Origin of the sequence: Paenibacillus solani, from assembly GCF_001277345.1 — a bacterium.
Classification (GTDB): domain Bacteria; phylum Bacillota; class Bacilli; order Paenibacillales; family Paenibacillaceae; genus Paenibacillus_AQ; species Paenibacillus_AQ solani.
The window spans coordinates 455365-467558 of record NZ_LIUT01000003.1; the positions used below are offsets into that span (position 1 = coordinate 455365).

The 12194-nt window shown below is 48.2% G+C and carries 12 protein-coding genes; 6 read left to right on the forward strand and 6 right to left on the reverse strand.

Annotation, left to right across the window (positions count from 1 at the left end; genetic code table 11):
• The first annotated feature begins 295 nt into the window (after positions 1-295).
• The 3 genes from ku to ligD are packed head-to-tail and all read left to right on the forward strand — an operon-like array spanning position 296 to position 3060.
• The gene (gene ku, locus AM231_RS19455; protein WP_054404091.1) at positions 296-1225 is read left to right on the forward strand and encodes a non-homologous end joining protein Ku; all 930 of its coding nucleotides are present in this window, start codon (positions 296-298) and stop codon (positions 1223-1225) included.
• Between the two features lie 5 nt (positions 1226-1230).
• The gene (locus AM231_RS19460; protein WP_054404092.1) at positions 1231-2136 is read left to right on the forward strand and encodes an ATP-dependent DNA ligase; all 906 of its coding nucleotides are present in this window, start codon (positions 1231-1233) and stop codon (positions 2134-2136) included.
• A gap of 6 nt (positions 2137-2142) precedes the next feature.
• The gene (ligD, locus tag AM231_RS19465; protein ID WP_053491668.1) at positions 2143-3060 is read left to right on the forward strand and encodes a non-homologous end-joining DNA ligase; all 918 of its coding nucleotides are present in this window, start codon (positions 2143-2145) and stop codon (positions 3058-3060) included.
• Here ligD and AM231_RS19470 read toward each other — a convergent pair.
• Entirely contained in the window at positions 3043-4134 is a 1092-nt protein-coding gene (locus AM231_RS19470) for an SPL family radical SAM protein (RefSeq protein WP_054404093.1), read from the reverse strand. The two genes, ligD and AM231_RS19470, sit on opposite strands and share 18 nt — an antisense overlap.
• A 422-nt stretch (positions 4135-4556) precedes the next feature.
• Here AM231_RS19470 and AM231_RS19475 point away from each other — a divergent pair, with 422 nt between their 5' ends.
• Positions 4557-5438 carry a DUF2167 domain-containing protein gene (locus tag AM231_RS19475; RefSeq protein ID WP_054404094.1) on the forward strand — a complete coding sequence of 294 codons (882 nt, stop codon included), beginning with the start codon at positions 4557-4559 and terminating at the stop codon, positions 5436-5438.
• 203 nt (positions 5439-5641) lie between these two features.
• Here AM231_RS19475 and AM231_RS19480 read toward each other — a convergent pair whose 3' ends face one another.
• On the reverse strand, positions 5642-6559 hold the full coding sequence (locus AM231_RS19480; protein ID WP_053491663.1) for a YitT family protein: 918 nt from the start codon (positions 6557-6559) through the stop codon (positions 5642-5644).
• 166 nt (positions 6560-6725) lie between these two features.
• Positions 6726-8156 carry a cardiolipin synthase gene (gene cls, locus AM231_RS19485; protein WP_054404095.1) on the reverse strand — a complete coding sequence of 477 codons (1431 nt, stop codon included), beginning with the start codon at positions 8154-8156 and terminating at the stop codon, positions 6726-6728.
• A 291-nt stretch (positions 8157-8447) separates the two neighbouring features.
• On the opposite strand from cls, the gene AM231_RS19490 reads away from it, so the two are divergent.
• Positions 8448-9419, forward strand: a complete 972-nt coding sequence (locus tag AM231_RS19490; RefSeq protein WP_054404096.1) for a M23 family metallopeptidase — start codon at positions 8448-8450, stop codon at positions 9417-9419.
• A 40-nt stretch (positions 9420-9459) separates the two neighbouring features.
• Complete coding sequence (locus tag AM231_RS19495; RefSeq protein ID WP_054404097.1) at positions 9460-9879, forward strand: bactofilin family protein; 420 nt, start codon at positions 9460-9462, stop codon at positions 9877-9879.
• 138 nt (positions 9880-10017) lie between these two features.
• Here the strand turns inward: AM231_RS19495 and AM231_RS19500 are convergent, their stop codons facing one another.
• From AM231_RS19500 to AM231_RS29200, 3 genes are all read right to left on the reverse strand, one after another.
• Complete coding sequence (locus AM231_RS19500; RefSeq protein WP_054404098.1) at positions 10018-10794, reverse strand: ABC transporter permease; 777 nt, start codon at positions 10792-10794, stop codon at positions 10018-10020.
• Positions 10784-11701 carry an ABC transporter ATP-binding protein gene (locus AM231_RS19505; RefSeq protein WP_054404099.1) on the reverse strand — a complete coding sequence of 306 codons (918 nt, stop codon included), beginning with the start codon at positions 11699-11701 and terminating at the stop codon, positions 10784-10786. Before AM231_RS19505 ends, AM231_RS19500 begins: the two co-directional genes overlap by 11 nt.
• A 104-nt stretch (positions 11702-11805) precedes the next feature.
• Complete coding sequence (locus AM231_RS29200) at positions 11806-11967, reverse strand: hypothetical protein (RefSeq protein ID WP_165593431.1); 162 nt, start codon at positions 11965-11967, stop codon at positions 11806-11808.
• Positions 11968-12194 lie beyond the last annotated feature (227 nt).

The following is a 12194-nucleotide window of genomic DNA, read 5'->3' on the forward strand; positions in this document are numbered from 1 at the left end:
CTATAACTCATACTAGAGTCATTTTTTGGGCACACTAATAGAGGAAGTTCAAAAAGTCATCTTTTGATCACGAAGTAGCGCTTGTAGCTTAATCGACATCGAATCTTGAATTCAGCCGGGCCTTCCGGTGCTCACGTAGGTTTGCCTACGCTCCGCTCCTCAGTCCCTATCTTCATCCAATCTTCTCGGTGCTGAAAACCTGACTTTTTGAACCACTAATTTATTGTTGTGATTCTTTACGCTTACTACACAGTCATCCCCAAACATATCAGAACTTGATAGGAGGTTTCATAGAATGCATACAGTATGGAAGGGCGCGATCAGCTTTGGTCTGGTGCACGTGCCTGTCAAGATGTTCTCAGCTACGGAAGACAAGGATATTTCGATGCGCTACATTCACAAGGAGTGCGGAAGCCCGCTCTCTTATATCCGCAAATGTCCGGTATGCGAAGAGGAGGTTGGCTGGGAGGAAATTACGAAGGGGTATGAGTATGAGAAGGGGAAATTCGTACTGTTCGAAAAAGAGGAACTGGAGCAGCTGGCTGAATCAAACAGCAAAAACATTACCATCCTGGACTTCGTCGATCTGACCGAAATTGACCCGATTTATTTTCAAAAAACGTACTACCTCTCGCCGGATCAAGCAGGTGCAAACGCATACCGGCTGCTGCTGGAAGCGATGAAGCAGTCCGGCAAAATCGGCATTGCCAAAATTGCCATTCGCTCCAAGAGCAGCCTGGCGGCGATTCGCGTGCTGGATGAATGCCTGTCGATCGAGACTATTTTCTACCCGGATGAGATCCGGCCAATCTCCCAGGTCCCGAATTTACCAGAAAGAACCGAGGTCAATGCCAAGGAGCTCGATATGGCCAAGCTGCTGATTGACCAGCTCTCAACTCCGTTTGACCCCGAGAAATATACGGATGATTATCGTGAACGCCTGCTGGATCTGATCAACAGCAAAGTATCCGGCGAAGAGATCAAGATTGCCCCTGCCCGTCAGGAGACCAACGTGGTGGATCTGATGGCTGCCCTTCAGGCGAGTATCGAAGCTGTGAAGCCGATCGGAACGGACCCAGGCACTAAACCGAAGCCGCGTAAAACGACCCACAAGACGGCTGCCAAAGAACCGGCCGCCAAGGTCAGCGGCGGAGAAGGCGAGCTTGACGCACCGAAGCCGAAGCGCCGGACAACCAAATCCAAGAAATCCGATTCGACCTCCTGATCCCTATGGGACAATTGCAAAGTTTGCTGCCCAAAGAGCCAATGGCGCCCATCTCGACGGATCAGATCATGACGGGTGAAGACTGGGGTTATCAGCTAAAATGGGACGGTGTGCGCATTCTGGCCGGACTGGACCAGAACCGCGTATCGCTGTACTCCCGTAAGCTGCTTGATAAAACCTCCCTGTACCCTGAAGTGGTTCAGGCATTAACCGGACTGCAAGAACGGCGTCTTCTTCTGGATGGCGAGGTTGTCTATTTTCATCCGGAGCTGGGCCGCCCCGTATTTCAGAAGGTGCTTCAGCGGGAGCGATCGCGTGCGATCAGCGCAAACGCTCCTCTGTTTACTTATGTTCTCTTCGACATTCTGGTGGACGGCGAGCAAGACATGCGCAAGCTGCCCTATCTCGAACGACATCACCGGCTAAAAGAGATCGTTTCCGACACTCCGGGCCTGCTGACCGCGGATCTGTTTCTCGAAGGCGAGCACTTATGGAACTGGGCCGAAGAACGGGGATGGGAAGGCATTGTGATGAAACGCCTCTCCTCTCCTTACCGTGAAGGCAAGAGACATCGGAATTGGTATAAGAAAAAAATTGCCGTGAACATGACAGCCACTGCCGTGGCCATGATCATCCGGGAAGGGCGCGTAGCCAGCCTCGTCATGGCGGATGACGACGGTAATTACATTGGCCGGGCTTCCCTGGGGCTTAATGAAGAGAAGAAGAGGCTGCTGCTGCAATATGCCGAAATCCATCGTGCTGAGGCGGTATGGAGAACGCTTCATACCGACCTGAAGAAAGAACAGCTGGCATGGCTCAGCCAGCCGCTTTCCGTTCAGGTTACATTTCTCGAGTGGAGTCAGGATGGCATGATGCGCCATCCCAAACTCGTATCGATTGAGGGGGTCTAAAACCATATGGCTCGTAGCGTCAAAGGCACCCTAATGATCGAGGGGCAGGAAATTCAAATTACGAATCCCGACAAACCGCTATGGCCGGAAGTCGGCATTACCAAAGCGATGTATCTGCAGAAACTTGCAGCCATCTCGCCGTTTCTGCTCCGCTATTGCCGGGGCAGGCTGCTCACGACCATCCGGTATCCGCACGGAGTCGAAGGCGAATCCTTCTATCAGAAGAATGCGCCGGAGCCGCTGCCGCCTTTTGTTCAGACCCATGTGCACGAAAACATTAACTACGTGCTGCTCAACGGACTACCGGAGCTGCTCTGGCTGGGGAACCTGGCTGCGCTTGAGTTTCACCCTTCCTTACACCTCGCAGGCAGTAATCTTCCCTGCGAATGGATGATTGATCTGGACCCCACGCTGCAGGAAGAACCCCGGATCATGGAAGCGACCGCCATTGTCGGGGATATACTCAGCTCTTTGGGGCTGTCCTCCGTCCCGAAAACCTCAGGAGCAACAGGAGTGCAGATCATCGTTCCGATATCGGAAGGCATTACGTTTGATGAACTTCGGACAGTCGGCCAATTCGTAGGGCAATATGTGACAGAGAAATTCCCCAAGCTGTTCACCATTGAGCGGTTGAAGAAGAACCGCGGCGATAAAATCTACTTCGATTATCTTCAGCACTACAGCGGCAGGACGCTCGCCGCTCCATATACCCCTCGGGCCCGGAGGCTTGGGACCGTCTCCACGCCGCTGACATGGGATGAAGTTCGTCAGAACGTGGCTCCGACGGAGTTTCACCTGCTTAATATCGAAGAACGGTTAAGAGAAAAGGGCGATCTGCTCCAGAGCCTGCCTCCCCAGCCAATAGAGAATGTCATCCGGCATCTGAAGCCACCGGGCAAGGGATCTTCAAAAAGGAAAGGATAGCTGTTCAACATCCGGCATAAGCTCCTCCCCGGAGACTGGTGCTGCTGGTTGTGGCAGCTTCTTTGACTGTGGAGAAGCAGCCAAAGTGTGCGATGCCAGATGAGGTTCACCAGCGCCTTCCACATGTGTCCTCTTCTCATGGGAAGCTCCACTTACTATCCTCTTGGACGGGCCCACGACAGGAGAAGCTACCTCTCTGGTCAGTCCATTCAGTTCATATTCCTTCAACAGCCTGGCTGCCATCGACTTGAAGGAACGTGAGTAATGCTCTTCGGCATAAGCTCCTTGCGCATATAATTCGCGGTAAGGCTGAACCACCTCGGGGAATTGGTGTCTCAGCGTTTCGAGGTACCATTTCTTCACGTCGCGCGACAGTCTCAGCAAGGAGATCATGGCATAAGAAACGCCTCTATCTTTTGCCTGTGATAACAGATCCTTCAATTCATACTCCCCATCCGTCAAAAAGGGCAGCACAGGTGCCACAAACAAGCTGGTTCTTATGCCTGCAGCCGATAATCTGTGGATCGCGTCGAGCCTCCCCTCGGGATGAGGTGATGCCGGCTCCAGCTTCCGGATAATATCCCCATTCAATGTGTTAAGACTTATGTTGACGGACACATTCTCCATTCGGGTCAATATGTCCATATCCCTAAGCACGAGCGGAGAGCGGGTCGTAATGCTCGTAGAAATACGATATTTGGCGAGCAGTTTCAAACATTCCCGCGTAATACCTTCCTTGCCCTCAATAGACTGATAAGGATCGGTTGCGGTACCGATTGCAACCTCTCCGATCGATCTGCTCATCGCTTCAATATCGTAATCAAACTTTCTCGCAGCGCTCGACAGCTGCTTCTCAAGTGCCTCAGCCGCATTCGATTTCATAAAGATATGATGCTGAAATTCATCCTCTGCCCCCATGCCCATAAAAACCTGAAAAGCGCGGGCATAACAGAAGCTGCAGCCATGCCCGCAACCCCGGTACGGATTGATGGACCATTCGAAAGGCATCCTTTCCTCCTTCACCCGATTGAGTGTCTGCTTGGTCGTTACCTGTTCATATATCGTTTTTGCCACGGCTTCCCTTCACCTCCGAATTGGTTATTCCACAAAGTTCTAGTTATATCATTATAACAAACATACGTTCTGATTAAAGTGTAATTATATGGATATCTTTTAAAGACTGCTTAGGATGAAAGTTTCATTTTTTACATATGCATTTACAGAAAACGTGGCTCTTTTTCAAAAATCACTACTTCTCGACAAAAATTTTTCTGCAAATTACGACATTATATGTCACATCCAAAACTATTAAACCCGTTTATAAAGACCTAATTCACTGTTTTGTCACGTCTGCCAACCACCCCAAATCCTATCTGAGTCGGTGGAAAAATGTAAAAATGAGAGAATTCATGGAAGATAGATCAATTCATGATCCTATGTTATGATGTGCCATGTTTTGATCAAACCTATTTTGTTAGATATTGGAGGATGCTACAGTGAAACGAGTTTTAGGGTTATGGCTGATCTTTATGCTCATGCTGCCTACCGTTGTCAGCGCTTCAGAAGATACGCTGAATTTTGTGGATGGTGGAGAAGGGGTAACAGTAAAAATCGGGGATGTCGGTACGATTGATCTCGGGGAAGGCTTGTACTACCTGGATAAAAAAGACACGGAAAAAGTCTCCCTCATGGATGGCAATCTCCTCACTGGATACGAAGTGGCCAGTATTGGATCGACAGATGAAAACCAAAACTGGTTTGTCTACTTCGACTACATAGACTCAGGACATATCAAGGATGCCAAGGATGAGAAAATTAATGCAGACAAGCTGTTAAAACAGATTAAAAAAGGCAACGAGGAAGCGAATAAAGAAAAACCGGAATCCGATCATATCTTCGCAACCGGTTGGGATATCGAGCCCTTCTATGACAGCAAGACCCACAATCTGACATGGTCATTAATGCTCGAAGACTCGGAAAGAGAACCATTTCTTAACTATCAGGTTAAACTGCTGACACGGCATGGCTATCTTTCCATTATATTAGTTACGGACTCAGCCAGCAGGGAACAAGCGGCTTCCGTCTTATCAAATGAAATTCTCGCAAACTTCACTCCTACACCAGGACAAGCTTATGGGGATTATGACAGCTCAACCGACAAGGCCGCCAGTTTCGGTTTAACCGGACTCATATTGGGCGGAGCCGGCGTAGCAGCAGCGAAAAAAGTCGGGCTCTTGCTTCTGCTCAAGAAATTCTGGTATATAATCGCAGCTGGAGTCGTAGGAGTTTTCAGCTTCATCCGCAATAAACTCAGAGGCAATAAGACCACTCACACACAAGATGAATCCGAGACGACTCCTGATCAAACGATAACCTAATTGAATTTACCTTGTGAAAAAAAAGGATGCCTTCGGTTCGTGATACACGACCCGAAGGCATCCTATTTATCATTACATCCTTTTCCCATCGTACCTGCCAGAAACAGAAGGCGCTTCGCCTACAGGCTGACACTCCTTGAACCAAAAATGCTCCACCCGCGTTTGAACAATCAACGCAGGTGGAGCATGAATGTTATGGGAAACTAATGAATGGCCTTTTTCTTAAACCGGCCGCCCTTAACGTCATGGATGTTGCCGACGGCAACGAAAGCTTGGGAATCCCAGTCTTCCACAATGGACTTGAGCTTGGCTTCCTCCAGACGGGTAATGACTACGAAAATAACCTTCTTGCTGTCCCCGGAATATGCTCCCTCTCCATCCAGATAGGTTACCCCGCGTCCCAAGCGATGGGTCAGCGCATCTCCGATTTCCTTATGCTTATCACTGATAATCCAAACGGATTTGGATTGATCGATCCCTTCGATCGTAATATCAATCAGTTTAAACGCCAGATAATACGCAATCAGCGAATACATCGCATGATCCCATCCAAAGATAAAGCCTGCACTGCCGAGAATGAATACGTTGATGAACATCACGATTTCACCGACAGAGAAGGGGGTTTTCTTATTGATCAATATGGCTACAATTTCGGTGCCGTCCAAGGAGCCGCCGGAGCGGATAACGAGCCCCACTCCAATCCCGAGAAGAATGCCGCCGAACACAGCCGCCAGTAGTGGATCAATGGTGATGGGATCAATCGGATGTAAAAAATAAGTGCCGATCGACATCACCACTACGGCGAATAACGTGGATAAAGCAAACGTCTTTCCGATCTGTTTATACCCCATAAACAAAAATGGAAGGTTAAACAAAGTCAGGAATACGCCCAGCGGAATATCGGTGACATGAGAAACCATAATGGATACTCCGGTAATTCCGCCATCTATAATTTTGTTCGGGACCAGAAATATTTCCAGCCCGACGGCCATCAGGATGGAACCGAAAGTTAAGAACACCAGACGGCGGAGAAGCTTCAAGGCTGTTGATCCTGCCTTGGGATTCTCCGGCTTCTGCTGCTCCGCTTTCACTTGAGCAAAAGTCTTCAGATCACTTGACATAAATCTCCCCCGTTCAACGTATGAAACTTAGCTAGTTACATATTTATAAATATAACTTATAAAATATTCTATCATATAAATAAAAGCAGAACACATAATTTTCAAGGTTCTTCCTGCCTTTACTTGCTTTCCCGTTAGTATTGCAACCAGATATACCCCCTCTAAATCATAGCAGCGGAGACAGCATCCTGCATAAAATTTCAGCTGCCTTCTGCCATCTTCCCCGCTGACGAAAGGCTTCAGCGTCAATGAGCCTGCTATGCTTCAGATCCTCTCTAAAATCCGATACCAAACGCTCAATAGGCTGGTGATCGAACATCACGGCTGTCAGCTCGAAATTGCAAAAAAAACTCCGCATATCCATATTCGCCGTACCGACCGAACCGAGAAGCTCGTCCACAATAAGCACCTTGGCATGGATAAAACCCTTTTCATATTCATAGAATTTAACACCTGCAGCCAGCAGCTCTTCTACATAGGACAGGCTTGCCATCTTTACAAAGCGGGAATCGGCGTGATCGGGAATGATGATCCTTACATCGACACCACTGACCGCAGCGGTTTTCAGCGCCTCATAGATTCCCTCATCAGGGATAAAATAAGGCGAGGTAATCCATATTCGTTCCTTCGCTACGGAAATCGCCCCAAAGCACATCTCCTGAATCGCATTCCAGTTCATATCCGGTCCGCTGCTCAGTATCTGCACTTGCTCCTTCCCCACGCAGTGATGCTCCGGATACAATCCAACATCAGCAATGCGCTCTCCGGCAGCAAGCTTCCAGTCATGCAAAAACACACTCTGCAGAAAATAAACCGCATCTCCCTCTATTTCCAGATGCGTATCCCGCCAATAGCCCATGTGGGGGTATTCGCCCAGATAATCATCCCCAACGTTGATCCCGCCAAGAAAACCGACCGTACCATCCACCACGACGATTTTGCGGTGATTGCGGTAATTAATTCTGCGGCTGAACATCGAAACCATCGCGGGCAGGAAGAAATAAAACTCCACGCCCGATTCCTTAAACCGCTGAATAAATGTCTTTTTAAGCTTGTAACTGCCTAGACCATCGCATATGAGGCGTACTTTGACACCTTCCTGCGCCTTTCGAATCATCACATCCTGGAACTTTGTACCGATCCGATCATGACGAAAAATATAGAACTCAACATGGATGTGATCCTTGGCCTGCTCCATCGCGCGCAGCATCGCATCATATGTCTCTTCCCCATCTGTCAGCACCCGGGTCTGATTACAACCTGTAATCGGGCTTTCTGACAAGTGATTGAGCAAATTAAACAAGCGATCATTATGATGAAAGCTTGCATTGTTCATATCTTCCTTGCGCCGGACAACAGCTGCCCGGTCCCACAAGTGTTCCCTGATCTCCTGAAACAGCCTGGAGCCCCGTTTACGAATCTTCAACCGCTGCTGGTAATCCTGGGCTACAAAGAAATAGAGTACGAACCCGATCAAGGGAAGGCAAAATAATATAAACAACCATGCTACGGTTTTGGATGGATTCCGAAACTCAAGCAGCAGCACTGCGGCCATCTGTAAAATAAACGCAATCAGTGCAACGAGAAGCCACAACATACCGGCAGCCTCCTCACGATAAAAATAATAGTATCTTCGTATAATGTGCATCGTGTACAAATGAAAGTCATGAGAGACAAGCGAATAACTACACTACATCATTGACCAATTTCTTATGTATTTATTCAATTACCCAAACGGATACCACACTGAATAAATTCTCTTACTCAATCATATTTTTGACATGTTCTCCGAAAGAATAGAATACATACTAGATAAGGAGTTGACCAAGTCTAGCGGATGCCATTGTGACCCTGAATTAGAGTATGAAATGTATGGAAGGGAGATGCCATGAAGACCACCAAGCGTAAACAGCGTTTGACCTTGCTGGTACTGCGGGATGCGCAGCATTCTGTCAAACAAATCCATCTGTCCAAGCCCCTGATGATTGCTGTGCCAGCCGCCGCTATTTTGTCAATTGCCGGACTGATTGTTACTCTGCAGATCCAGTCAGCGCATTCAATCTCGGAGCTCGAACAACAGCTAACACTGAAAAGCCTGGAAGCCTTAAAGATGGAAGTCACTGTCACTGACAAAGACGAGGCTATTGAACGCCTGAATAAAGCCATTCTTCAGCTATCAGGTGAAGCAGAGCAAACAAAAGCTCAGATGGAGCGTGTTCAACAGCTGGAGCAGGAGCTTCAACAGTTTATTCAGAAGCACGGGAGCCTGTCCGGACAGACCTCCTCCATCCCGGGTGGTGCTAAAGAGCATGTCGGCGGCGAATTCATCGCCGTTCATGAGAATGAATTGCTAGGTGTTGCCAAAGACGCCCAGGATGATTTTGAAGAGATTCAGCAGCTGATTTCACGCATGGAACGCCATATTCCCCGTACGCTGGATCAGGCCCAGGAAACCCAGGAGAAACGTGAAGGAATGCCATCCCTATGGCCGACAACCTCCAAACGGCTGACATCGAATTTCGGTTATCGGAGTGATCCCTTTACCGGACGTTCGGCCTATCATGCGGGCATCGATATTGCCGGTAAAACCGGCGACCCGGTCTATGCTGCAGGTGCCGGCGTAGTGACAGTCGCAGAACGCAGCGGAGCCCGTGGTCTTTATATCGTGGTGCAGCATCCTAATGGTCTGGAAACCTGGTATATGCATTTGAGTAAGCTTGACGTTTTGGTAGGCGATCATGTCGGTCAGGGTGAGACCATCGGCAAGCTGGGCTCCTCGGGACGAAGTACAGGTCCCCATCTTCATTTTCAAGTCGTAAAGAACAACCAGACCATTGACCCGATGCCATATCTGAATTAAGCCGTAATCATCTATATTTATGTTCAGGAGGATGGTAGTAATGAAGAAGAAAAACAAACATAAACGAGCCTCACAACGGACCGATACATTGATTGGTCCAGGAAGTGAGATGGAAGGTGTGCTGCAATGCGAGGATAATTTGCGGATTGACGGCCGTTTTAACGGTTCCATCGAAAGTCAGGGCTGTGTGACGATAGGCGAAGAAGCGATTGCCCGCTCCAACATTTCAGCTAGGGAAGTCATTGTTGCCGGCAAAGTGTATGGCGATGTTACTGCGGAGAGCAGGCTGACGATTACGCCTACAGGACAAATGTACGGAGATGTATATGCAGCTTCGCTGATCGTTATGGAGGGCGGACTTCTTAACGGTGCAAGCCGAATGGAAGAACAGAATTCCACTCAGACAACTTTGGAGTCAAAGGAAACCGCGCTGCCTGTCCAGCGTTCAGAAGCAGGTTAACTGATATATGGGCGACCGTCCGAATTCGTATATGTATTATACCATCGGCCATCTGTTCAGCCGATCTATTCAATGAGCTCCTTCTCTTCCCTGTTTCACACGGTAGAAGGAGCTCTTTTCTTCTAATGACTTATAGAGTTATGCTTCCACATCTCTCTTCGCAAAAACCATCCAGGAAATAAGGATGAACAGCAGGCAATAAACAACCAGGATCGTGATGGAGAAACCCAGACCCACTCCCCAGGGACCGACAGGCGATTTCAGGTAGCCGCTCAGATCGGTGTGAAGAAAGAGCAAGTATTTAGCCCATTCAAACCGCTCCGGATTAAAGATAAAACTGAATATATCCTTAGTGAACAGGAATAACAGAGATAATCCAATAGCCAAGCCGCTGGAGCGAAATACCGTGGAGAGCATAAAGGCGATCAGCGAAATGACAAACACTTGGATCGTATCTGTCAGCAGCAGCAGAAGGGAGCTGTCCATGGAAGAACCCCCAGAGCTATTGGCAAATCCGGTATTACCGGAAAATAACAGCAGCGAGGCAGTGATGCCTGCCACAGCTGTTATAGCAGCACACAGCAGAAGGAACAAACACAGGGAAACGAATTTGGACAGTAGAATCTTCCCTCGGCTCCATGGCCGAATCAGAAGCAGCTTGATGGTCCCCCCGGCAAATTCCCCTGCCACGATATCCGCAGCGATTATAACCGTAAATATTGCGCTCAAGTAGATGGTGAAGCTCTCTGTCCATGTAAATACAGTCCAGACATCCATCGGAGCATTGGTCCAGTACAGCATGGCAGGCATAGCTGCATTAAACAAGAGAAGAAGCGAGAGCATCACCCATGTTCGGACCCGATAATATACCTTCATATTCTCGTTCGCTACAAGACGGGCAAAGTTAATCAACAACAGATTCCCCTCCCGTCATTTCCATGAATTGATCCTCCAGCGACCGGGTTACCGGCTGTATGGCATAAACGCGCAGGCCTGCTCCAACCAATCTCGCATTAATGTCCGCAATCATATTCTGGTCTCCTCGAACCATCAGCTGGTGATCCCGAGCTGTTGCTTGGATGTCTTCCAGGAGTGCTGCAGCAGCTTCCACATCGTTGACGGTGAATGCCGTCTCTTCGTACATCCGCTCTCCCTCAGCCGTGCGAAGCCGGCGGATATCAATCAGCTTACCGTGACGGATAACGCCGATGGTATCACACATCTGTTCCATTTCGGACAACAAATGGCTGGATACAAAGACGGATGTCCCTTCCTCTTGTGTCAATCTGCGCAAATAATCCCGCAGCTCCCGAATACCTTGCGGATCCAAGCCATTCGTAGGCTCGTCCAGGATCAATAGCTTGGGCCTGTGCAGCAGCGCCTGCGCTACGCCGAGACGTTGACGCATTCCCAGCGAATACGTACTCACCTTCTCATGTATCCGCTTACCAAGTCCAACGAGTTCCACCACCTCATCGATCCGCGCCTTGGTGATGCCCTTCATCATTCTCGCAAAATGTTTCAGGTTGTTATAACCCGATAAATACTTATACATTTCGGGGTTCTCAACAATGGCACCGATCTGTGTAGCGGCCTGCTCGTAATTCTTACGAATGCTATATCCTCCTATGATAATATCCCCTTGTGTAATGGACATCAGTCCCACCATCATGCGAATGGTAGTTGTCTTGCCTGCTCCGTTAGGTCCCAGAAATCCGAAGATTTGTCCAGGCATGATATCAAAGGTCACATTATCTACCAGGACTTTAGATGATATTTTCTTCGTAACACCCACTAGGCTTACCAATGGTTCCTGCTTCATTTGATCTATCCTCCCTTGCCTATGCACCATGAATATCTCCACATTATACATTATCAGGACAAGAGACAAAATATTGGGCATGCGTTAAACCTACTGCTTTTGGCTCAATCGGTATCCTCCTGATGTACCAAATCAGCCGATTGACACTCCTTGCAAATCCCCGCTGGAACACCGTGCTTATAAAATCCGGTTTTAAACAAGCTGTCGCCTTGAGCAACCGGAATCAAGCGACAGCAGCCGACGCAATACATCATCACTTCTTTCATCCCGTCATCTCCTCCCCGGGATTGACGCATCTATTCTATGTATTTTTTAAAATGATACAAATTGTATCTATAACAGAAATTCTATATAAATTGTTGCACTTTGTCAAATATTATTGTGGATCGAAAGTAACTAATGCTCAAGGCTCAAAGGCTTAGAAGGGTTATGCTTATTTTTTTAATAAATGCTACAATATGTATTGACGATAGACGAAATTTAGGATACATTT

What these genes read in the sequence shown, in the direction of transcription:
- cls (WP_054404095.1), bottom strand. Translation starts at nt 8,156, where the DNA reads ATGTTGTGGCTTCTCGTTGCACTGATTGCGTTTATTTTACAGATGGCC.
- ku (WP_054404091.1), top strand. Translation starts at nt 296, where the DNA reads ATGCATACAGTATGGAAGGGCGCGATCAGCTTTGGTCTGGTGCACGTG.
- ligD (WP_053491668.1), top strand. Translation starts at nt 2,143, where the DNA reads ATGGCTCGTAGCGTCAAAGGCACCCTAATGATCGAGGGGCAGGAAATT.
- AM231_RS19490 (WP_054404096.1), top strand. Translation starts at nt 8,448, where the DNA reads ATGAAGACCACCAAGCGTAAACAGCGTTTGACCTTGCTGGTACTGCGG.
- AM231_RS19460 (WP_054404092.1), top strand. Translation starts at nt 1,231, where the DNA reads ATGGGACAATTGCAAAGTTTGCTGCCCAAAGAGCCAATGGCGCCCATC.
- AM231_RS19480 (WP_053491663.1), bottom strand. Translation starts at nt 6,559, where the DNA reads ATGTCAAGTGATCTGAAGACTTTTGCTCAAGTGAAAGCGGAGCAGCAG.
- AM231_RS19505 (WP_054404099.1), bottom strand. Translation starts at nt 11,701, where the DNA reads ATGAAGCAGGAACCATTGGTAAGCCTAGTGGGTGTTACGAAGAAAATA.
- AM231_RS19495 (WP_054404097.1), top strand. Translation starts at nt 9,460, where the DNA reads ATGAAGAAGAAAAACAAACATAAACGAGCCTCACAACGGACCGATACA.
- AM231_RS29200 (WP_165593431.1), bottom strand. Translation starts at nt 11,967, where the DNA reads ATGAAAGAAGTGATGATGTATTGCGTCGGCTGCTGTCGCTTGATTCCG.